At 69.9% G+C, this 20,335-nt stretch carries 23 protein-coding genes and 2 pseudogenes; 15 read left to right on the plus strand and 10 right to left on the minus strand.

Annotation, left to right across the window (positions count from 1 at the left end; genetic code table 11):
- Positions 1 to 89 precede the first annotated feature (89 nt).
- From ABQ271_RS04385 to ABQ271_RS04395, 3 genes are all read left to right on the plus strand, one after another.
- Complete coding sequence (locus tag ABQ271_RS04385; RefSeq protein WP_349310305.1) at positions 90 to 731, plus strand: TetR/AcrR family transcriptional regulator; 642 nt, start codon at positions 90 to 92, stop codon at positions 729 to 731.
- 91 nt (positions 732 to 822) lie between these two features.
- The gene (locus tag ABQ271_RS04390; protein ID WP_349310306.1) at positions 823 to 1,239 is read left to right on the plus strand and encodes a YciI family protein; all 417 of its coding nucleotides are present in this window, start codon (positions 823 to 825) and stop codon (positions 1,237 to 1,239) included.
- A 4-nt stretch (positions 1,240 to 1,243) separates the two neighbouring features.
- The gene (locus ABQ271_RS04395; protein WP_349310307.1) at positions 1,244 to 2,494 is read left to right on the plus strand and encodes a sigma-70 family RNA polymerase sigma factor; all 1,251 of its coding nucleotides are present in this window, start codon (positions 1,244 to 1,246) and stop codon (positions 2,492 to 2,494) included.
- Between the two features lie 266 nt (positions 2,495 to 2,760).
- Here the strand turns inward: ABQ271_RS04395 and ABQ271_RS04400 are convergent, their stop codons facing one another.
- The gene (locus tag ABQ271_RS04400; protein WP_349310308.1) at positions 2,761 to 4,086 is read right to left on the minus strand and encodes a DUF222 domain-containing protein; all 1,326 of its coding nucleotides are present in this window, start codon (positions 4,084 to 4,086) and stop codon (positions 2,761 to 2,763) included.
- Between the two features lie 357 nt (positions 4,087 to 4,443).
- Between ABQ271_RS04400 and ABQ271_RS04405 the strand changes: the two genes are divergently transcribed.
- Positions 4,444 to 5,625, plus strand: coding sequence for an NAD(P)/FAD-dependent oxidoreductase (locus tag ABQ271_RS04405; protein ID WP_349310309.1), 1,182 nt, complete (start codon positions 4,444 to 4,446; stop codon positions 5,623 to 5,625).
- A gap of 46 nt (positions 5,626 to 5,671) precedes the next feature.
- A complete protein-coding gene (locus tag ABQ271_RS04410; RefSeq protein ID WP_349310310.1) occupies positions 5,672 to 6,628 on the plus strand; it encodes an alpha/beta fold hydrolase in 957 nt (318 codons plus the stop codon).
- Here the strand turns inward: ABQ271_RS04410 and ABQ271_RS04415 are convergent.
- Both ABQ271_RS04415 and ABQ271_RS04420 read right to left on the minus strand, forming a co-directional pair.
- Positions 6,612 to 6,857, minus strand: a complete 246-nt coding sequence (locus ABQ271_RS04415; RefSeq protein ID WP_349310845.1) for an ATP-binding protein — start codon at positions 6,855 to 6,857, stop codon at positions 6,612 to 6,614. The genes ABQ271_RS04410 and ABQ271_RS04415 overlap by 17 nt on opposite strands.
- Positions 6,788 to 7,108: pseudogene (locus tag ABQ271_RS04420) on the minus strand (ATP-binding protein); the annotation flags it as partial. The gene ABQ271_RS04415 and the pseudogene ABQ271_RS04420, both read right to left, overlap by 70 nt.
- A 9-nt stretch (positions 7,109 to 7,117) precedes the next feature.
- On the opposite strand from ABQ271_RS04420, the gene ABQ271_RS04425 reads away from it, so the two are divergent.
- Complete coding sequence (locus ABQ271_RS04425) at positions 7,118 to 7,249, plus strand: hypothetical protein (RefSeq protein ID WP_349310311.1); 132 nt, start codon at positions 7,118 to 7,120, stop codon at positions 7,247 to 7,249.
- Positions 7,250 to 7,324: 75 nt separating this feature from the next.
- Here the strand turns inward: ABQ271_RS04425 and ABQ271_RS04430 are convergent.
- Positions 7,325 to 7,636: pseudogene (locus ABQ271_RS04430) on the minus strand (PAS domain-containing protein); the annotation flags it as partial.
- A 145-nt stretch (positions 7,637 to 7,781) separates the two neighbouring features.
- Between ABQ271_RS04430 and ABQ271_RS04435 the strand changes: the two are divergent.
- The 4 genes from ABQ271_RS04435 to ABQ271_RS04450 are packed head-to-tail and all read left to right on the plus strand — an operon-like array spanning position 7,782 to position 11,375.
- On the plus strand, positions 7,782 to 8,705 hold the full coding sequence (locus ABQ271_RS04435; RefSeq protein WP_349310312.1) for an ABC transporter ATP-binding protein: 924 nt from the start codon (positions 7,782 to 7,784) through the stop codon (positions 8,703 to 8,705).
- Positions 8,702 to 9,535 (plus strand): ABC transporter permease, encoded by an 834-nt coding sequence (locus tag ABQ271_RS04440; protein ID WP_349310313.1) that lies wholly within the window; start codon positions 8,702 to 8,704, stop codon positions 9,533 to 9,535. The genes ABQ271_RS04435 and ABQ271_RS04440 overlap by 4 nt, the downstream gene beginning before the upstream one ends.
- Before the next feature lie 23 nt (positions 9,536 to 9,558).
- Positions 9,559 to 10,752 (plus strand): sensor histidine kinase, encoded by a 1,194-nt coding sequence (locus ABQ271_RS04445; RefSeq protein ID WP_349310314.1) that lies wholly within the window; start codon positions 9,559 to 9,561, stop codon positions 10,750 to 10,752.
- Positions 10,749 to 11,375, plus strand: a complete 627-nt coding sequence (locus ABQ271_RS04450; protein ID WP_349310315.1) for a response regulator transcription factor — start codon at positions 10,749 to 10,751, stop codon at positions 11,373 to 11,375. Before ABQ271_RS04445 ends, ABQ271_RS04450 begins: the two co-directional genes overlap by 4 nt.
- 8 nt (positions 11,376 to 11,383) lie before the next feature.
- Here the strand turns inward: ABQ271_RS04450 and ABQ271_RS04455 are convergent, their stop codons facing one another.
- Positions 11,384 to 12,433 (minus strand): hypothetical protein, encoded by a 1,050-nt coding sequence (locus ABQ271_RS04455; protein ID WP_349310316.1) that lies wholly within the window; start codon positions 12,431 to 12,433, stop codon positions 11,384 to 11,386.
- 62 nt (positions 12,434 to 12,495) lie between these two features.
- Positions 12,496 to 13,506, minus strand: a complete 1,011-nt coding sequence (locus ABQ271_RS04460) for an endonuclease/exonuclease/phosphatase family protein (RefSeq protein WP_349310317.1) — start codon at positions 13,504 to 13,506, stop codon at positions 12,496 to 12,498.
- 97 nt (positions 13,507 to 13,603) lie between these two features.
- Here ABQ271_RS04460 and ABQ271_RS04465 point away from each other — a divergent pair, with 97 nt between their 5' ends.
- The 4 genes from ABQ271_RS04465 (at position 13,604) to ABQ271_RS04480 (ending at position 17,081) form a co-directional block, all read left to right on the plus strand.
- Positions 13,604 to 14,431, plus strand: a complete 828-nt coding sequence (locus ABQ271_RS04465; protein ID WP_349310318.1) for a MerR family transcriptional regulator — start codon at positions 13,604 to 13,606, stop codon at positions 14,429 to 14,431.
- Between the two features lie 150 nt (positions 14,432 to 14,581).
- The gene (locus ABQ271_RS04470) at positions 14,582 to 16,138 is read left to right on the plus strand and encodes a molybdopterin-dependent oxidoreductase (RefSeq protein WP_349310319.1); all 1,557 of its coding nucleotides are present in this window, start codon (positions 14,582 to 14,584) and stop codon (positions 16,136 to 16,138) included.
- 29 nt (positions 16,139 to 16,167) lie between these two features.
- Positions 16,168 to 16,656, plus strand: a complete 489-nt coding sequence (locus ABQ271_RS04475) for a MogA/MoaB family molybdenum cofactor biosynthesis protein (protein WP_349310320.1) — start codon at positions 16,168 to 16,170, stop codon at positions 16,654 to 16,656.
- Positions 16,653 to 17,081 carry a molybdenum cofactor biosynthesis protein MoaE gene (locus ABQ271_RS04480; RefSeq protein WP_349310321.1) on the plus strand — a complete coding sequence of 143 codons (429 nt, stop codon included), beginning with the start codon at positions 16,653 to 16,655 and terminating at the stop codon, positions 17,079 to 17,081. The genes ABQ271_RS04475 and ABQ271_RS04480 overlap by 4 nt, the downstream gene beginning before the upstream one ends.
- Positions 17,082 to 17,096: 15 nt before the next feature.
- On the opposite strand, the gene ABQ271_RS04485 is transcribed toward ABQ271_RS04480, so the two are convergent.
- The 4 genes from ABQ271_RS04485 to ABQ271_RS04500 are packed head-to-tail and all read right to left on the minus strand — an operon-like array spanning position 17,097 to position 19,817.
- On the minus strand, positions 17,097 to 17,330 hold the full coding sequence (locus tag ABQ271_RS04485) for a MoaD/ThiS family protein (RefSeq protein WP_349310322.1): 234 nt from the start codon (positions 17,328 to 17,330) through the stop codon (positions 17,097 to 17,099).
- On the minus strand, positions 17,327 to 17,812 hold the full coding sequence (gene moaC / locus ABQ271_RS04490; RefSeq protein ID WP_349310323.1) for a cyclic pyranopterin monophosphate synthase MoaC: 486 nt from the start codon (positions 17,810 to 17,812) through the stop codon (positions 17,327 to 17,329). Before moaC ends, ABQ271_RS04485 begins: the two co-directional genes overlap by 4 nt.
- On the minus strand, positions 17,809 to 19,041 hold the full coding sequence (gene glp, locus ABQ271_RS04495; protein WP_349310324.1) for a gephyrin-like molybdotransferase Glp: 1,233 nt from the start codon (positions 19,039 to 19,041) through the stop codon (positions 17,809 to 17,811). Before glp ends, moaC begins: the two co-directional genes overlap by 4 nt.
- On the minus strand, positions 19,038 to 19,817 hold the full coding sequence (locus ABQ271_RS04500) for a HesA/MoeB/ThiF family protein (RefSeq protein WP_349310325.1): 780 nt from the start codon (positions 19,815 to 19,817) through the stop codon (positions 19,038 to 19,040). The genes glp and ABQ271_RS04500 overlap by 4 nt, the downstream gene beginning before the upstream one ends.
- A 125-nt stretch (positions 19,818 to 19,942) precedes the next feature.
- On the opposite strand from ABQ271_RS04500, the gene ABQ271_RS04505 reads away from it, so the two are divergent.
- Complete coding sequence (locus tag ABQ271_RS04505) at positions 19,943 to 20,335, plus strand: TOBE domain-containing protein (protein ID WP_349310326.1); 393 nt, start codon at positions 19,943 to 19,945, stop codon at positions 20,333 to 20,335.

The following is a 20,335-nucleotide window of genomic DNA, read 5'->3' on the forward strand; positions in this document are numbered from 1 at the left end:
AATCAAGTAAGTAAGTTCACAACCTCCAATGATGCGGGCTGCGGGGATCTGCGTAATATCTGACCTGCATCTGGGGAAGAAGGCGGATCATGGTCGACAGTCGACACCAGACGAAGTCGCGTCCTGCGACGCTCGTCCGTCGCCGCGAGATACTCGACGCGGCGCAGGAGATCTTCGGGTCCAAGGGGTTCGCGAACGGGACTCTGCAAGACATCGCCGAGCAGGTCGGGATGACGCATGCCGGCATCCTGCATCACTTCGGTTCGAAGGATCAGCTGCTGCTCGAAGTGCTCGAGCACCGCGACCAGACGGACGTCGTCGACCTCGATGGGGGACGCATCCCCGGTGGGATGGAACTGTTCCGTCACCTCGTCCACACGGCGATCGTGAATATGCAGCGCGCGGGGATCGTGCAGGCCTACGCGGTGCTGTCGGCGGAGTCCGTCACCGACGACCACCCCGGCCGGGCCTACTTCGAGCACCGCTACACCGTGCTCCGCAAGGACCTCCGCGAAGCGTTCGAGCGGGTGTGCGAGGAGCGGAAGATCACAGACCCCGGATCGATCGCGCACGGCTCCGCGGCGATCCTCGCCGTGATGGACGGGCTGCAGGTGCAGTGGCTGCTCGATCCGTCCGCGGTGGACCTCGGCCGGGCGTCCGAGTTCGCGATCGAGGCGATCGTCGCGGCCGTCGTGGAGCCGCGCGGGTCGGTGCTCGCGGAACCCGCCTGAGATCTTCTCCGCCGATGTCGATTCCACGCGGGCCCGTTCGACGCGATAGTGAGTGGGACGAGAAACGTCCCCCGGAACTGAGGAGACACCCATGAAGCACATGCTGATCATGCGGAGCACGCCGGCTGCGACCGAGACTTTCGCCGAGACGGACTTCGAGGCCGTCATCAACGCGATGGGCGCCTACAACGAGTCGATGATCAACGCCGGCGTGCTGGTCGGCGGCGACGGTCTCGCCCCCGAGCCCGGGTACGTCGTCGACTTCGACGGTGAGACGCCGGTCGTCAGCGACGGCCCGTACGGCGAGATCCACGAACTGTTCAACGGGTTCTGGATCGTGCAGACGGCGACCGCCGAAGAAGCGCTCGAGTGGGCGAAGCGTGCCCCGCTCACACGCGGCAGCAAGCTCGAAGTCCGCCGCGTGACCGACGAGAGCGACTTCGCGGACTTCGCCGACAACGAGTACATCGAGAAGGAGAAGGGCTGGCGCGCGGACCAGGCCCAGTGACCCGATGGGTGACGTCCGGCGCGAGATCGAGGCCGTCTGGCGCATCGAGGGCCCGCGGATCGTGGCATCCCTCGCCAAGGTCACGAGGGACCTCGGGCTCGCGGAGGACGTCGCTCAGGAAGCACTCGTCGAGGCACTGTCGACCTGGCCGCGGGACGGCGTGCCGCGCAATGCGGGCGCCTGGCTGACCACGGTCGCGAAGCGTCGTGTGATCGACGCGTGGCGTCGGCGGACGAATCTCGACGAACGGTACGCGGGAATCGCTCACGATCTGCCCGAGGTGAGGGATGCCGAGTGGGAACCGATCGACGACGACGTGCTCCGGCTCGTGTTCACTGCGTGCCACCCCGCGTTGTCGCGCGAGTCGCAGATCGCACTGACGCTGCGGGTCGTCGCGGGACTCACGACGGAGGAGATCGCGCGGATGCTGCTGGCCACCGTGCCGGCCGTTCAGGCGCGCATCACCCGGGCGAAGAAGACGCTGGCGGCTGCCGGCATCCCGTTCGAGACGCCGGACCCGGCGGAGTGGAAGGACCGGCTCGGCGCGGTGCTGAGCGTCGTCTACATGGTCTTCACCGAGGGGTATGCCGCGACGGCAGGTGATCGGTGGGTGCGACCCGATCTGGCGGATGAGGCGATCCGGCTGGGGCGCGTCGTCGCGAGTCTGCTGCCGCGGGAGCCCGAGGCGTTGGCTCTGGTTGCGCTCATGGACTTCCAGCGCTCGCGGTTCGCGGCGCGTGAGACTGCGGCGGGTGCGCCCGTGCTGCTCGGTGACCAGGATCGCTCGCGCTGGGACCATGGTCAGATCGCCCGCGCGTCGGGGGCGTTGCGTCGAGCGGATGCCGCGGCCGCCGCGCGCGGCGTGGGCCGGGGACCGTACGCGCTGCAGGCGGCGATCGCGCAGTGTCATGCGGTGGCGCCGAGCCTGGCGGAGACCGACTGGGAGCGGATCGTCGTGCTGTACGAGGTGCTGGGGCGTGTGGCGCCGAGCCCGATGGTGGAGCTGAACCGGGCTGCGGCGGTGTCGATGGCGGTCGGTCCGGCGGAGGCGCTGGTGATCGTCGATGACCTGGAGCGGTCGGGGGCGCTGAGCGGATCGCACGTCATCCCGAGTGTGCGGGGCGAGTTGCTTGCGCGCCTGGGGTGCGACGCCGAAGCGCGGGCGGAATTGCTGCGGGCGGCAGGGTTGACCGCGAACGCTGTGCAGCAGGGTGTGCTGCATGCGAAGGCTGCGGCGCTCGGAAGCGCGGGGTAGCTGGGCGTCGGGCTCTCCGCTCTCGGCGCGTTCCGGGTGCCCGGATCATGTGTGGTTTTCCGCGCTGTGCTGTGGGCCGTGCCAGGCCAGGTCACGGCGTGCCGGTGCCGTGTCAGGTCATGCCGTGCCGTGCCGTGCCGTGCCAGGGTCACGCCGTGCCGGCTCATGTCGTGCCGGGCCGAACCGGACCCGCCGGCCGGTCCCTGTCTCGCGCCGTCCCGTGTCCCGGCAGGACGTGCCGCCGTCGTGCGCACGCACAGTCCTCCCTAGAACGGTGCGGATTCTCCGGGAACCGGTGGTGCGGCAGGGGCGAACGCGACGGCCGGGGTCGGTGCGTCTTCGCGGTAGGTTCTGCCGAGGGGTGAAGTCCATTCGAGGACACCACCCTGGAGTTGTCGGACTCTCCACCTCGTGAATTGCTTCATCGAGTGGTGTCGTTGGCACAGGTGGGCGAGGTTCGAGAGTTCGGTGGCGCCGCCGAGGGCGTGGTCGTGGGTGTGGTCGATCTCGCAGCGGATCGCGGCGACGCGGCATCCGGGGAACCGGCAGTGCTGATCGCGTGCTTGTAGGAACCGCCGCATCCCGGACGGGACACGGTACGAGTCGGTTGCGACGGTGACGCCTGTGGTCGGGTCGTGGAACAGGCGCTCCCAGATCCCGGTGCCGCCGGCAAGGGTGCGCGCGGTGGCGGGGTCGATGGGGGAGCGGCCGCCGAGGTCGCACGGCCCGTCATCGTCGCCGGTCAGCGTCGCTGCGGGCACGAGCACCTGCACCCGCGCACGGATCGCGCCGAGCGGCCCCGCGGACGTGTCTCGCGTGTCGTCGAGCGCCGGGGTTGCGGCGAGGAGCAGGTCGGCGAACACGTCGGCCCGCACCTGGTCGGTCGTCCGCGCATCAGTCGCGACGACGTTCGTGTCGTCGCCCACCGCACGTTCCTCGCGGGTGTCGACGATCGCCCGTGCCTGCTGCGTCAGCCGGTCGTGAATCCCTTCCGCGATGACGGTCGGCAGGGTCGCGATGAGATCCGACATCCCGTCCCGGCCCGGAACTAGCCTCACGCACCGTCCTGCAGCGGCTTCTTCGTGTCGTTCGGCGAAGGATCGCGGGTGCATTCGGAGGGCGAGGATCTCCAACTCACCGCGCACCCGATTGGGGGTGTCCTGCTCGCATCGTTCGATCGCGATCGCTTCGAACTCAGCCCACATCTCTGCAGGCAGTGTCGTCCCGGCATCCACGATCGCCCGTACGTGTTCCCGCACGATCCGCCCCGCTTCCCACGCCACCACCGCGGCGGGGAATCCTTCGATGATCGTTCGCGCCTCGCCGATCCGGCGTTGCACGGTCCGATCCGTCGCCCGGAGAACCCCGCCGACCTCCGCGGCGATCGATCGAAGGGCCATGTCGTGGAGCCGTACTTTCGCGTTCCTCGGTGCGGTCTGTTCCTCGGCGAGCCGACCCGCCGCGGCCAGCACTCGAAGCTCGCGGACCTGCACCCGGGCCATCTCGACCGCGACGTCGCCGACATCCGCGACGATGCCCGCGAGAGCGGCGAGATAGTCCTCGCCACCCGGGGTTTCCGCCGCATCCGTCATACCTGCACTCTTGCAGCAACCTCCGACATTCAGACCCCGAAAATCACCGAGACCACCCGTTATGAACAACCCCGAGATGAGAAACCGCTCATCTCCCGAATCGGCTCATCACCGTGGCATCCAGCCCGCGCGTACGAGCACCTCACGGCGAATTCTGCCACCGTGGGCCCGTCCGTCGCGACGCGCACCAGCGGGATGCCCCGCCAGTGCCCGCGCCGCACCTGGCCGATGAAGATCACGTCCGTCCGCACCCGGCCTTCCTGCCGGACTAACCCGCGCCACCGCATCCCGCAACCCCGCCCCGCATTCACGGAGGTCCGCATACCGTGGCCGGCAACCAATCGAGCGGAGTGTGTGATGCGGACGTACGACTATCTGATCGTCGGTGGCGGAATGGTGGCGGATGCGGCGGCCCGCGGCATCCGGGAACTGGATCCCGACGGCACCATCGGCATCCTCAGCGCGGACGTCGACCCGCCGTACACTCGGCCGGCGCTGACGAAGAAGCTCTGGACCGATCCCGACTTCACGTGGGACCAGGTGCCGCTCGGTACTGAAGAGGCAACCGGAGCGGAGATCCGCCTCGAGACCTACGTCAGCGCGATCGACCGCGAGGCGAAGACGGTCACGATCGCGGAAGGGAACGAGCTCGCCTACCGGCGACTGCTCCTCGCGACGGGGTCGAAGCCGCGCGAGGTTCCGGTGCCGGAGGACGACCGCATCCTCTTCTTCCGCTCCGCCGAGGACTACCGGCAGTTGCGCGACCTCGCCGCGAACGGCGGCCGGGCGGTTGTGATCGGCGGTGGGTACATCGGCGCCGAGATCGCCGCAGCGCTCGTGCAGAACGGCGTCGAGACCGAGCTCGTCTTCCCGTCCGAGGTGCTGGGCGACGGCACGTTCCCGCCTGAGCTGGCGAAGCGATACGACCAGCTGTTCCGAGACGGCGGTGTCGAGCTCGTTCCCGGTGCTCGGGTCGAAGAGGTGCGCACCGAGGGCAACCGCCTCCACGTCGTGCTCGAGGGCGGCGAAGAGCGTCCGGCCGACATCGTCGTGCTGGGTCTCGGCGTCGATCCGGTCACCGACCTGGCCGAGCAGGCCGGTCTGCAGGTGGATGACGGCGTTCTCGTCGACGAGAACCTCGTCACGAGCGATGACGCGATCTGGGCAGCGGGCGACATCGCGTCGTACCCCGACCCGATTCTCGGCCGCTCGCGCGTCGAGCACGTCGACAACGCGAACGAGATGGGCGCGGCGGTCGGCCGTTCGATGGCGGGGGAGCGGCTGCCGTACTCGCACACCCCGTACTTCTACTCCGCCGTCTTCGGCGTCCGGTGGGAGGCCGTCGGGACGCTCGACCCCGAGAAGGACCCGCTCGTCGTCGACCTCGACGAGGACCGCACGGTCGTCTACTACCGCGATGAGTCGGGTGCCCCGGTCGGCGTCCTGCTCTGGAACGTCGAGGATGCTCGCGATCTCGCCCGCGCGGTGCTCGTCGACGGCGAGACGGATGCCGAGGCCCTCCGCACGCGCATCGGCTGAATCGTGGGCCGGGCATCCGATGTCCGGCCGGCGACGAACAACAGTCATGTCGCCCCTTCCTCGCGTCGCGGCGCGTGACCGCTCCCGGCTCGACACCAGCGGGCGCGCGCTCGGGCTTCGACGCGAGGTCGTGGCGACGCCCGAGGGCGAGATCGTCGTCCATGCCTCCGAGCCCGAGAGCGGTGTGGCCGTCGTTCTCCTGCACGGGGCTGCGGGATCGTGGACGACGTGGACGCCGCTCCTCTGGGCGGCGCGACGGGCCGGTCGTCCGCTCCGCGACGTCGTCGCCGTCGACCTGCCCGGATGGGGTGAAAGCCCCCTGCCCGCGTCCGGCCTGGACATCCCACGGCTCAGCGCGGCAGTCGTCGGCGCCCTGCGGTCGCGGGGTTACGACCGGTGGATGCTCGTCGGGCACTCGCTGGGCGGCGCGCTCGCGCTCGACATCGCCGCGCGCTTTCCGGACGAGACCGGGTCCGTCTTCCTCGTCTCGCCGTCAGGTCCCGCCGTCCTCGACGCCGTCCGCCGCCCGATCCGCGGCGGCCTCAGGCTGCCGGGCTTCGCCGGGATGCTGCTCGCGATGCGCGTCCTCGCGATGCTGGGGTCGGCATCTGCTCCGCTCCTGCGCTGGCTCGACCGCGTCGGGATGCTGCGCGGCCTCAGCTCTCCGCTGTTCGCTCGTCCCGCCGAGGTCGACGACTCGGTGCTGAGCGCGCTGGCGGAGGAGATTCGGCCGCTGTCCTTCGTCGCGGCGGCCCGCGCGGCTGCGGCCTACGACGAGTCGGCGTGGCGCGGCCTCCGCTGTCCGGTTCGTTCGGTGCGAGGCGCGCGCGACGTTTTCGTCGGAGCGGATGACGGCTCGTTCTTGGCGTCGACCATTCCCGACTTTCGCGAGACCGTGCTGGATGCCGCGGGCCACTTCGCCGCCATCGAGCAGTCCGACGCCGTGGCGGCGATGCTGCGGGAGCTCGTGGCGGCAGCCGCCCCGCTCACTCCGCCGCGCTGAGCTGAAGCGTGATGGTGATCGTCGTCCCGACGCCCACCTCGCTGTCGATGTCGAGGGTTCCGCCGAGCCCGGCGATCGCCGTGGCCGCGCTGGCGAGCCCGAGCCCGTGCCGCCGTCGTCGGCGTCGGCGAGCCGACCGCGCTCGCCGGAACGCGTGATCGTCTGGACATCGTCGGGGTGGATGCCTCGCCCGCTGTCGCGGACCGACACCGCCACGCGGTCGTCTGATCGGATGACGTCGACGTGGATCTCGTCGTCTGAGTAGCGGGCGGCGTTCTCGAGCACGTTGGCGAATGCTCGACGGAGCGCGAGGACGTCACCGCGAACCTCGGCCGCGTCGATCCGGTCGAAGCGGATCCGCTCTTCCGCGCCCGCACGGAGCACGACGCTGGCGGCGCCCCGGACCACGAGCGACACGTCGAACATGCGTCCTTCCTCGTCGGCACCAAGGAGTGCGTCCGCCATCAGCGCGCCCGCCATCGCCACCAGGTGTTCGCCGGTCTCCTGAGCGAGGCGGAGGTATCGGTGGTCCCCGCCGATCTCCTCCTCGAGCAGTTCGAGGTACCCGCGGAGCGCGGTCACGGGCGAGATGAGGTCGTGGGCGAAGGTTCGCTGCAGTGAAACCTGCTCGTCGGTGGCGTGCCTCTCCGCGCTCAGGTCGCGCACGATCTTCACGAACCCGCGGATGCCGCTCTCGTCGTGGATGGCTGTGATCGTCACGTGGGCCCAGAACTCGGAACCGTCCTTGCGGACACGCCAGCCGCGGTCCTCCGTGCTGCCGTGGGTCCTCGCCTCCCCGAGGAGGGCCTCGGGGAGGCCGCGAACGACGTCAGCGGGGCGATAGAACCGCGAGAAATGCTCCCCGATGATCTCCTCGGGGGAGTAGCCCTTGAGCGCCTCGGCTCCGGCGTTCCAGCCCCGCACGACGCCGTCGGCGTCCAGCTTCACGATCGCGAAAAGGGTGACCTGCTCATCCCACGCAGCGAGAGCGTCAGCTCGTGTACTCATGGTCCCCCATCGGTGGAGCAACGGTCATCTGTCGTCAGCCTGGAAGCATCAGAGACGAGACATGGACATGACCGTGACGATTGTCACGGTCATGTCGTGACGTATCGCAGCGGAGCGAAGACACGAACGGCGAGACAGTGAATCCATGAACACGACAGGCGACTCCGACGGCGCGGTCATCGAGCTGCGCAACCTGCACAAGCGCTTCGGCGCGGTCACGGCGGTCGACGGCGTCGACCTCACGATCCATCGCGGCGAGGTCGTCGCGCTCCTCGGGCCGAATGGTGCCGGTAAGACCACGACGGTCGACCTCGCGCTCGGACTCGCGACCCCCACCTCCGGCGACACTCGGCTCTTCGGCGACGACCCGCGCCGCGCGGTCGTCGACGGGCGCGTCGGCGCGATGCTGCAGGGCGGCGCCCTCCTCCCCGATATGACAGTCAGGGACGTCGTCTCTCTCGTCGGCGCCGCCCACCGCACTCCAATGCCGGTCGACGAAGCGCTCCGCCGCGCACGCTGCCTCGAGATCGCCGGCCGCCGGGTCGCGAAGCTGTCGGGCGGTGAGCTGCAGCGGGCGCGCTTCGCGGTCGCCGTGATCTCGGATCCGGAACTGCTCGTGCTCGACGAGCCCACGGCGGCGATGGATGTCGAGGCGAGGCACACCTTCTGGTCGTCGATGCGCGAGTTCACCGACACCGGTCGCACGGTCGTCTTCGCGACCCATTACCTCGATGAAGCCGACACGTTCGCCGATCGCATCGTCATCCTCCGCGCGGGTCGCGTCGTCGCCGACGGCACGCCTGCCCAGATCAAGGCGATCAGCTCCACCCGAACGGTTCGCTTCGCCGGGGCGAGCCCGGCGGATCACGATGCGCTGCGCGCGCTGCCCGGCGTCGTCGCTCTCGAGGCTCGGCATGACACCGTGACGCTTCGCACCGACCGCAGCGACGACACCCTGCGTGCTCTTCTCGCGTCGTTCCCGCAGGCTCACGACCTCCAGGTGGTCGCCTCCACTATGGACGACGCCTTCCTCGCCCTCACCTCGGCTCCTCAGGAGGTCTCCGCATGACCAGCACGACCGTCGCCTCGGCGGCATCCGTTCCCTCCGTCGTCCGTCCCGCCGTCGGCACCGCTGTTCGCGGACGGATTCCGATCCGCTACGTGGCGCTCGAGACGAAGCGTCTGCTTCGCAACGTGCGGGCGATGGTGTTCACGTTCGCCATCCCCGTGATCATGCTCCTCGTCTTCGGTGCGGCTTACGGCTCGTACCAGGACCCGACGACGGGACTGCAGTTCCTCACCGTGACCACGCTGCAGATGGCGGCCTACGGCGCGATGATGGCGTCGCTCAGCCAGGCGTTCGTCATCGTGACGGAACGATCGATCGGGTGGAACCGTCAGCTTCGCGTGACGCCGTTGTCCGGCTCGGCGTTCATGGTGTCGAAGGTCATCGCGGCCATGGCGTTCGCTGCGTTCTCGATCGGCATCACGGTTGCCGTGTCGGTGGCCTTCCTGCACGCGAACCTCGATGCAGGCCACTGGTTTGCGGCGGCCTTGGGAATCTGGTGCGGTGTCGTTCCGTTCGCCCTGATCGCGATCCTCGTTGGGCAGTTCGCGAAGCCCGCGTTCGCGCAGCCGCTCTTCATGGTGATCTTCATGGGCCTCGCCATCCTCGGCGGGCTGTGGGTGCCGCTGTCGATCATGCCGAGTTGGATGAGAATCGTCGCGCAGTTCCTGCCGTCGTACTGGCTGAACCGTATCGGTCAGGTGGGGGCGGGCGCCACGGGCGCCACGGGCGCAACCGGCCTGATCGAGCCCGCCCTCGTCCTCGCAGGCTGGACGGTCGTCCTCGCGGCGGTCATCGTTTGGCGCTACCGCCGCGACGCGGCGCGACAGTGACGAGTGGGCCTACGCTCGTCGACGTGACCGATTCCCGTACCCGACCCGTCGCCGCGCGCGCCGGGTCGGGCACGTCCCGGTCGGTTCCCTGGGCGGTCGCTCCCGGTGCGACCGACGACGTCATCCGTGTGCGGCGGCGCCGCTGGTACGGCGGTGCGATTTTCGCGCTGCTGTGGCAAGTGCTCGAGATCGCCGCCGTGTGGAGCGATGGCCGCTCGTTTGATGCCCACGTCTGGTCGACCGTCGCGCTGTTCGTGCTGTACGCCGTGTATCTCGTCGTGCCGGAGCTGATGTGGCGCCGGACGCTCAGGCGGCGACTGGTCGTGCTCGGCGGTGTGGCGCTGCTCGCGGGGCTCATGCTGTTCATCGTCGGACCACTCGCGGTGTGGTCCTGGATTCTCGTCGTCACCCTCGCGGGTTTCGTCGCACAGAGGCGGTGGATCGCCGTCGCGTCGGTCGCCGTGATCGTCGGCGCCCAGTTCCTCGTCGCCGCGGTCTCCGGCTGGGAGCATGCGGTGCAACACGGCCTGCTGTTCGCTCCCGTGGTCACGCTCTCGGTCGGCGCGTCGATGCTCTTCTTCGGTCGGCAGCGTGAGGCGGAGGATCGACTGGGCGTCGCGCACGACGAACTCACCCGCCTCGCCGTGGTGGAGGAGCGTGCCCGGTTCTCGCGCGACCTGCACGACGTGCTCGGGCATTCCCTGACCGTCGTCGCGATCAAGTCCGAACTCGCCTCGCGCCTCGTGGACCTCGATCCGGAACGTGCGAAGGCAGAGATGCGCGAGGTCGAGCAGCTCTCCCGTGATGCGCTTCAGGGCCTGCGTCAGGCGGTCAGCGGGTATCGCGAGGCGGATCTCGACGCGGAGCTCGTCGCGGCGCGCGCTGCACTCGCGGCGGCCGGGATCGACGCCGACCTGCCCGTCGACGGTGCCGCCCCCGCGAGCGACGTGCGGAGTCTCTTCGCGTGGGTCGTGCGCGAGGGCACCACGAACGTGATCCGGCACGCCTCCGCCACGAGGGTGCGCATCACCCTCCATCGCACCGCCGTGACGATCGAGGATGACGGCACCGGTGTGAGCGCGTCCGGCGCTGCTGTGGCGGGCAACGGGCTCCGCGGGCTGCGTGAGCGCGCCGACGCGCTCGGTGCGACCGTCACCACGGGGACCAGCGACCTCGGCGGTTTCCTGCTGCGGGTCGAGAGGGGCGGCAGACGATGACCGACTCGATTCGGGTGCTCCTCGCCGACGATCAAGCCCTCGTCCGCGGCGCGCTTGCGTCGCTGTTGTCCCTCGAACCCGACATCGAGGTCGTCGCCCAGGTGGCGCGGGGCGACGAGGTCGTCGAGGTCGCGAGAGTCACGCGAGCCACGGTCGCGCTCCTCGACGTCGAGATGCCCGGCGCGGACGGTCTCACCGCTGCCGCCGCGCTCGCGCGGGAGGTGCCGACGTGCCGCTCGCTGATCGTGACCACCTTCGGGCGTCCGGGCTACCTGCGTCGCGCGCTCGAGTCCGGTGCCGCCGGGTTCCTTGTCAAGGACACTCCGGCGGAGCAGCTCGCCGACGCCGTGCGCCGGGTCGCCGGGGGGTTCCGTGTCGTCGATCCGGTGCTCGCGGCGGAATCCCTCGCCGCTGGCCCGTCGCCGCTCACGCCGCGTGAGACGGACGTCCTCATCGCGTTCCGCACGAGCCCGACCGTCGCCGGTGTCGCCGCGGCTCTGCACCTGTCCGAGGGGACTGTGCGCAACCACCTGTCGGCCGCGATCGGCAAGACGGCCGCCCGCAACGCCACCGAAGCGCTGAGGGTCGCGGCCGACAACGGCTGGCTGCTCGGCACGGCGTGATGCGTCTGTCAGAACTCGTGGACCTCGCGTTCGCCCGTCGGCGGCAGCGGCGAGTGCGTGTCGAGGTCCTCCATCAGGTGGATCGCCGCGTACGGATGCATCAGGATGCGGCCGGCTTCGTCGAACACGCGCAGGGTCCGTCGCAGGCGGCCGCTCGGGAGGATCGGATGCCGGAAGGTCACCTCCACTCGGGTGTCCGGCCATTCGCCGACGACGTCGATGCGCGGCTCCGTGAGCCCGATGCTGAGGGGCACGGTGACGCCGTCCGTCCCTCGCCAGTAGTGCGCGAGGTCGCCGAACTCGTCGACGAGCGCCGCGACGGCGGCATCCCGTCGATCCGCGGGCAGATCTATGCGCTCCCACGGGATGCCGACCGAGGGTTCCTCGCGGTAGCGGGGTCGCATCCCCGTGAGCTCGTCGAGCAGCGCTTCGTCGGTGAGGTCTGTCGCCGCGGTGGCCGGCGAAAGGTGATCGGGCAGAGCGCCGACGGGGAGTGATGCGGTCGCGTAGCGGTACGAGTAGGCCGTCCCCGCGCCGTCTGTGTCGGCGTCCGGCGCGCCTCGCGAGAAGGTGAGGAGAGGGACGGAACCGGATTCGTGGACGAACAGGATGCGTCGGTCGACCGTGAGCGAGATGCTCGTGCCGTCGTGGTTGACGACCACGACCCGGGTGTCGGCCAGCCACGCGTCGCGGTCGTCGGGGCCCGGGTCGTGCTCCGTGCGAAACCACAGCCCGTGCCGGGTCGCGCCGAGCGAATCCATCACCCTCGGAAGTCGGATTCGACGAGCAGTCCCGTCGGGGCCGACGTGGACCGCTGCCACGGGGGCGGACGAGTCGCCGTCGTCTGCGTCCTGCGGCTGGTACACGACCCACACACCGTCGGGCGCGGCATGGACGATCGCGTCCGCGCTGATGACGCCGATGTCGAGGTCAGCCCACGAGGCGACACGGTCGGCCTGGCCGGGATGACGGACGACGGCTGTCGGCTGCCGGGGGCTGACGAGGATCTCGGCGTCACCGATCGTCGTGACGCGCCAGGCGCTTGCGGGGGTGGACACGAGCCGATTCTGCCCCAGCATCCGATGTCACCGGTGTGAGGTGAGCCGGACGGCATGACCGGTCAGGGCGATTCCACGGATGCTGAGGGTTGCTTCTCCAGGTCGGCGACGATCGGTCGGTGGTCGGACACGATTCCCGGGATGTCGAGCGTGGCGACTCGGGCGGCATCCCACTCAGCCGTGGCGAGCACGTTGTCGATCGCGGCTCCGAACAGCGGCGGGACCGACGACGGCCAGGACGGCGCGAAAGTCCCGACAGCGCGGCACTGCCCGAGCGTGCCGTTGGGCATGTTGGCGGGGACGGAGTTGAAGTCGCCGAGGGCGATCGTGTTCGTCGAGTCGCAGCTGTCGGCCGCCCAGTCGAGTGCGGCGTTCCGGTCCGCGTCGTCGCCCCGCACGGAGAGGCGGCTGAGGTGTACCGCGACGATTCTCGGAGCATCACCGGCATCCTCGGGTTCCATGACGTAGCCCGAGGTGCGTCCGGACTCGTCCGCGGAGACCACGCGGTAGGCGGGCAGGGTGTCGGCGACGAAGACCGTCACCGCGATGCCGCGCACTCCGTAGCTGGTGTACCCCGCCGGAACGTCGCCCGGCTGCAGGTTGCCGTCGTAGAGCTCGCCGAACACGACGACGTCGGGCTGCATCCGCTCGATGAGCTGGTTGCGGGATGCCGCATCTTCCGCGCCCTGCACGACGTTCCATCCGAGGACTCGGAGCTGACCTTCCTCGCGCTCGGCGACGGCGTCGGGCTTCAGCGGCACGGGCATCGTGAACGCGGTCACGAGGAACGCGACGAGGAGTGCACCGGTGACGCCTCCGACGCTGAACAGGACGATCCGAGAGCGCATCCGGGAGGCCAGGGCGAGGACACCGAGCCCGAGGGAGGCCGCGAGCAGGCCCGCGAACACGACGCCCGGGAACGCGAGCGCCCCGCTGAACAGACCCCACCGCGCCCACAGCCCGAGGTGCAGACCGGCGAGGTAAACGAGGGTGATGACGGCGAGCGCTGCCGCGAGCCCGAGGACCAACCGTCGCGGCCCGGCCCCTCGGACAGGTTGGTCGTCGGTGTTCATGTGATGCGCCCCCACGCTCTGCCGAAACGACGGTTTGTCGCAGACTCACGCTATCGGTGCTTGACCTCGCCCCAGGGGCAGGGTCGATGCTGATGCTGTGACCGCGAACGATGAGGATCTGATGACCGCCGGCAGGTTCGGCGCGTCCACCCTGCTGTCGGCGAAGGCGCTCCGGATCTACGCCGATCGGGGGCTGCTGGCGCCGCGTCGCGTGGATGCCGACACCGGCTACCGCTACTACTCGGCGGAGCAGGTGCAGACCGGCTGGCTGATCGCGCTCCTGCGGTCGGCCGAGCTCTCGCTCGACCAGATCGCGGAGATCGTCGAGCTCGCGGAACGCGATCCGGATGCCGCGGTGAATCTCCTCGACGAGGCGATCGCCGCGATGGACCGCCGCACCCAGGCTCACCATGTCGTGCTCGCTCGAGCGCGACTTCATCTCACCAAGGAGGAACCCATGTCCATTGTCGAAACCGCGATCGAGGTCGATCGTCCCGTGCTGAGCGTGATGCGTCGGATGGCGCCGCAGGAGATGGATCAGCTGATCCATGAAGAGGTCGGGCGCCTGCACGATGTGGCTGCCGCCGCAGGGCTCCGCGCCACGGGCGACCCGTTCGGCGTCTTCCACGGCCCCGTGACCGACGACTCCGACGGTCCGTTGGAGATCGTCCTGCCTGTCGACGCACTGACGGACGGCACGGACGATGTGCGCAGCTACCGCATGACCGGGGGGCAGGTTGCTCTCCGTCACGCGGAGGGCCGCGAGACTGACTTCCCCGAGATCCTCGCGCTGTACGACGAGGTGCACGCCTGGATCACGGATGCCGGTCGCACCCCGATCGGGCCGGCCCGGGAGATCTGGCACAACTCGCCCAGGGATGACGAGCCCCTGCGGCTGACCGTAGTGTGGCCGTACGCGGGCTGAGGCCTGCGCATCCGCGCGACATCCGCAAGTGGGAGATTCCTCCCACCCCGGGGTTCATAGTGGGACGGGCAAGCCCGTCACGCATGTCATCGCCGCAGCCCAGGTGCATCCGATTCGGTGTTCGCTACGAACAAGCCCTGAAGGGATGACATGAGCACTCACACCACCACAGGCAAGCGCTTCATCTTCTGGGCGGCCCTCTCGGGCCTCGTCGGAGGTGCCGCTTTCCTCGCGATCGCCGAGTTGGCGGCGTTGATCTTCGCGAGCACCGCCAGCCCGATCCTCGCCGTCGGTTCCTTCGTGATCGACATCGTTCCGAGGCCGCTGAAAGAGTTCGCGATCACCACCTTCGGGGAGTACGACAAGATCGCGCTCCTCGCCGGGCTCGGTATCGCTGTCGTCGTGGCATCCGCCATCGCCGGGATCCTCGAGTACCTGCGGCCCCCGGTCGGGGTGATCGCTTTGTTCATCGCGGGCATCCTCTCGGGTGCGGCCATCGTCACCCGCGCCGAGGCGACCACCCTCGCCTTCGTCCCGCCGCTCCTGGGAACGCTGGCCGGCGCCGCCGTCCTGTTCCTCCTGGGCCGACGTCTCCGCGTCTGGCGTGATGCGCGGAAGTCAGGCGACGAGAGCGTGGGCCTCGATCGGCGTCGCTTCCTCGTCCTGACCGGCCTCGCCGGGGCATCCGCTGTCATCGTCGGAGTCGCATCCCGCGCCGTCAGCGCAGCCACCTCGTCGGCTGACGCGATCCGCCGCGCGCTGAAGCTGCCCGCGCCGAAGTCGACGGTGCCCATCCCGGCGGGCGCTGAGCTCGACGTCCCCGGGATCAGCCCGCTGTTCACCCCGAACGCCGATTTCTATCGCGTCGACACGGCGCTCACCGTGCCGAACATCGACCCATCGACCTGGAAGCTCGTCATCGACGGCATGGTCGACAAGCGCGTCGAACTGTCGTTCCAGGACCTGCTCGACATGGGCCTCGACGAGTACGCGATCACCCTCACCTGCGTCTCCAACGAAGTCGGCGGCGAGCTCGTCGGCACCGCGAAGTGGCAGGGTGTGCCTCTCCGCGACGTCCTCAAGATGGCCGGCCCCAAGGACGGCGCCGACATGATCCTGTCGCGGAGTGTCGACGGCTACACCGCGAGCACGCCGCTCTCGGCCGGCACCGACGAGAACCTCGACGCGATCCTCGCCGTCGCGATGAACGGCGAGCCGCTCCCGCCCGAGCACGGCTTCCCCGTCCGCATGGTGATCCCCGGTCTCTACGGCTACGTCTCGGCGACGAAGTGGGTCACCGAGCTCAAGATCACGACGTTCGCCGACGACGAGGCCTACTGGACTCCGCGCGGCTACAGCGCCGAGGCTCCCATCAAGTTCTCGTCGCGCGTCGACACCCCGAAGAGCGGCACCCCCGTCAAGGCCGGCAAAGTTCCCATCGCGGGCGTCGCATGGGCGCAAACCGTGGGCATCGAACGCGTCGAGGTCAGCATCGACAACGGTGACTGGATGCCGGCGAAGCTGTCGAACCCCGTCAACAACGACACCTGGGTGCAGTGGCTCGTCGAATGGGATGCCACACCCGGCACCCACTACGTGGCGGTCCGCGCGATCAACAAGGACGGCGACACCCAGATCGAAGAGCGTGCCGCGATCGCTCCCAACGGATCGTCCGGCTGGCAGCGTTCGCTCATCTCCGTCTCATGAGCGGCGACTGCCGGGCCTAGGGTGAGCACGTGACGTCCCTTCTCGCGTTCGTGATTACCGTCTCCGACCGCTCCGCCTCGGGGGAGCGAGCGGACCGCGGCGGCCCGCTCGCCGTGTCGCTGCTCGAAGAATCGGGTATCGAGCGCGTCGCCAGCGAGATCGTGCCCGACGGTGCCGATTCCGTCGAGCAGGCCCTGCGTCGCGCTCTCGCGACGGGCGCGCGGCTCATCGTCACCACGGGTGGAACCGGCGTCGGTCCCCGGGATCAGACGCCCGAGGGCACGCAGCGCGTCGTGACCCGGCCGCTCCCCGGCATCGCGGAGGAACTGCGCCGCGTCGGCCTCGCCGACACCCCGCTGTCGGTGCTCTCCCGCGGGATCGCGGGCGTCGCCGACCCCGAGGGCGCCCTCATCGTCAACCTGCCGGGATCGCCGCGCGCGGTGAGCTCCGGCATCCCTGTGATCGTGTCGGTCGCCACGCACGTGGTCGATCAGGTGAAGGGCGGAGACCACTCATGAACACCGTACGAATCGCCCGGCTCGAAGAGACCGCCCTCGACCTCGACGCCCACCTGCGCGCCGTCGAGGATCCGAAGTACGGCGCCGTGACGACGTTCGTCGGCCGGGTCCGCGACAACGATCCGGATGCCGCGACCACCGTCGTCGGGCTGGAGTACAGCGCCCACCCCGACGCCGAAGCGACGCTGCACCGCATCGCGGAGCAGGCGGGAGACGCATCCGGAGCCGTCGTGGCGGTCAGCCACCGCGTCGGCAACCTCGCCGTCGGTGATGCCGCGGTCGTCATCGCCGTCGCGTCGGAGCACCGCGCCGAGGCGTTCGAGGTCTGCCGCGCCGTCATCGAGACGATCAAGACCGACCTGCCCGTCTGGAAGCGTCAGCTCGAGACGGACGGCACCACTGCGTGGAAGGGCATCGGGGGCTGAGGTTCAGCCGCCCTCTCAGCCGCCTGCGAACGGCGGCAGCACGTCGATCAGGCGTGCCTCGGCGAGCGGGGTGTCGCCGTCCGTCCGCACGCCGTCGACGAGCACGGCGCAGTCGGGCAGAACGAGAAACAGCGACGGGTGCTCGTTGAGGATCGCGGTGCGGAGCTCGGCGAGGGTCGCCTCGGAGCGTTCCTCACTCTCGGTGCCGGCAGCCTCTGCAGCGGCGGCGAAGTAGCGCACGAGAGTCATGCCTGATCCTCTTCTCCGGGCCGCACCCAGTCGCCGGAGCGACCTCCCGACTTCGCGGTGATGCGGACGTTCTCGATCACGACCGAGCGGTCGAGGCCTTTGATCATGTCGACGATGGCGAGCGCGGCGACGGAGACGGCGGTGAGCGCCTCCATCTCGATGCCGGTGCGGTCTGCCGTCCCGACGGTCGCCTCGATCTCCACGCCGTCGTCGACGATGTCCAGTTCGACGGAAGCGCGGTGCACGCCGATGACGTGTGCCAGCGGCAGCAGTGTGGCGGTCGACTTCGCCGCCTGGATGCCGGCGATGCGGGCGACAGCCAGCACGTCGCCCTTCGGGGCGGTGCCGTCACGAAGGGCCGAGACGACCTCCGCGCCGCAGCGGACGAAGCCCCGGGCCGTCGCGGTGCGGACCGTCGGAGTCTTGCCCGTGACGTCGACCATGTGCGCGCGGCCGGCCGAGTCGAGATGAGGAAACGTCATCCGACCAGCATGACATCTAGCTCGTCGCCGACGGCCACCGCGGCGACCTCTGCCGGGACGATCGCGAAAGCGGATGCCTGTGCGAGCCCGCCGGCCAGGTGCGAGCCCGAGCCGCCCGCCGTGGCGGGGCGCACGGTACGCGCGGCGAGGTCGACCACGGCGGGCAGGTACTGCCGCCGTCCGGGCGGCGTCTTCCAGGACTCCGCCGCGGTCAGCGTCAGGTGGGCGCGGTGGATGACCGACCGGCCCTGCAGGGCCAGGAGAGCAGGACGCACGAACACCTCGAACGACACCGCGACGCTGACCGGGTTGCCGGGAAGGCCGAACACCAGGCATCCGTCACCCACCGTTCCGAAGGCCTGGGGCTTGCCGGGTTGCATCGACACCTTCGCGAACTCGACTTCGCCATGGCCGTCGAAGGCGGCGCGCACCGGCTCGTAGGCGCCGGCGCTCACCCCGCCGGTGAAGACGATGACGTCGGCACCGGCGGCGCGGGCGTCGGCGGTGACCTGTGCCACGGCCGCGCCGTCGTCCGAGACGCGGGCGATCAGAACGACCTCGGCGTCGGCGCCCGTGACGAGCTGCGCGAGCAGCGGACCGTTCGAGTCGGGGATGAGGCCCCGGCGCACGGTCTCACCGGGGGCGATGAGCTCGCTGCCGGTGGAGACGACCGCGACGCGGGGCGCGCGGGTGACCGTGACCTGGTCGGCGCCGGCGGCGACTGCCGCGGCGACCTGGAACGCACCCATCCGCTGACCGGCGTCGACAACGACGTCCCCGGCGCGGAGGTCGGCGCCACGACGGCGGATGAACGCCCCGGGGGCAGGGGCTTCGAGCACCTGGACGACGTCGAGCGAGTCCGCCAGCCCGCCCGCGGTGGCCTCGAACGGCACGATGGCGTCGGCTGCCGTCGGTGTCGGCGAGCCCGTCATGATGCGGGCCGCTTCGCCCGCGGCGAGCGGGGGATCGGCCGAGACGCCCGCGGGCAGGTCGGCGACGACGCGCAGGGCGACCGGGTTCTCCGGGCCCGCCGACGCGACGTCGGCTGCGCGCACGGCGAATCCGTCCATCGCGGAGTTGTCGAAGAGGGGGATGTCGTGGGCGGCGACGGCCGGCGCGGCGAGTGTGCGGCCGGCTGACTCGTGCGTCGGCATGGTCTCACCCGGGAGGACGGAGACGGCAGCAAGCACGCGGGCGAGCTGCTCCTCGACGCTGCGCAGGTCGCTCATGCGGATGCCGCTGCCGTCGCGGCCGACCGAAGGGGGATCTCGCGCTGGCGGCCCGACAGCGAGTCGAGCACGAGGAGACGTCCGAGCAGCGGTTCGCCGACACCGATCGCGAGCTTGACGACCTCAGTCGACAGGAGCCCGCCGACCTGCACGCACAGCGCGCCGAGCACGCCGACCTGCGCGCACGTGGGCGGGTCGCCCTCGGTGCCGACGGCGAAGAGGTCATTGAGGACGACGGGGTCGGCGTCGGTCGGGTTCGACCAGAAGACGGTGACCTGCGCGTACCACTCGCGCACGGCTCCCCAGACGAGAGGGATGCCGAGCGCTTCTGTGGCGGCGGCGACGGCTCGACGTGTCGCGAACGAGTCGCTCGTGTCGATGACGACGTCGGCGTCGGCGAAGAACTCCTGCGCGTTCGCCTCGTCGAGCCGGGCGGTCACGGGCCTGACGACGGTGACGGGAGACAGGGCCGCGACCGCGCGCACCGCGCTCTCGGTCTTATGGACGCCGATGTCTTCGATGCGGTGCGCGATCTGGCGCTGCAGGTTGTGGAGCTCGACGATGTCGTCGTCGATCACCGTGATCGCGCCGACGCCCGCGGCGGCGAGGGCGAGGATCGCCGGCGAGCCGATCCCGCCGGCCCCGACGACGGCGACGCGCGTGGCAGCGAGCCGGCGCTGTCCTTCGTCGCCGATGCCTTTGAGTACTGTGTGGCGCGCGGTTCGCTTGCGCTCGTCGGGATCCAACTCGGACACGGGATCGACCAGGGGGCGCATGACCCGAGTTTACGCGTCGGTGGGCCGTGAAGGCTTGCCGCGGGATCGGATTCTTCGCCGGTCCTGAACCCGCAGATGCGGTGTGAAATATCTCGAATGACCCGCACATGCGGCATCATCGAAGGATGACGACGTACCGTGTGGCTCGCGCCGCTCGACTGCTGGGCGTGAGCGACGATTCCGTCCGGCGATGGATCGACCAGGGGCTGCTCCCGGTGACGGATGCCGTCCCTGCTGAGATCCCCGGCGAGGCTCTCGCGGCTTTCGCGGTGTCGATGGCGAACGAGCCCGGCGACGGATACGAGCACCGCTCCAGCGCGCGCAACAGCTTCGTGGGGATCGTGACGCGCGTGCAGGTCGACGGCGTCATGGCGCAGGTCGACATCCAGTCCGGTCCGCACCGCGTCGTGTCGCTCCTTTCCGCCGAGGCGGTGCGTGAACTGCAGCTCGAGGTCGGCACACTGGCACGGGCATCGGTGAAAGCCACGAACGTCGTCGTCGAGATCGCGGGGGAGTGA

This window comes from Microbacterium sp. MM2322 (assembly GCF_964186585.1).
Classification (GTDB): Bacteria; Actinomycetota; Actinomycetes; order Actinomycetales; family Microbacteriaceae; genus Microbacterium.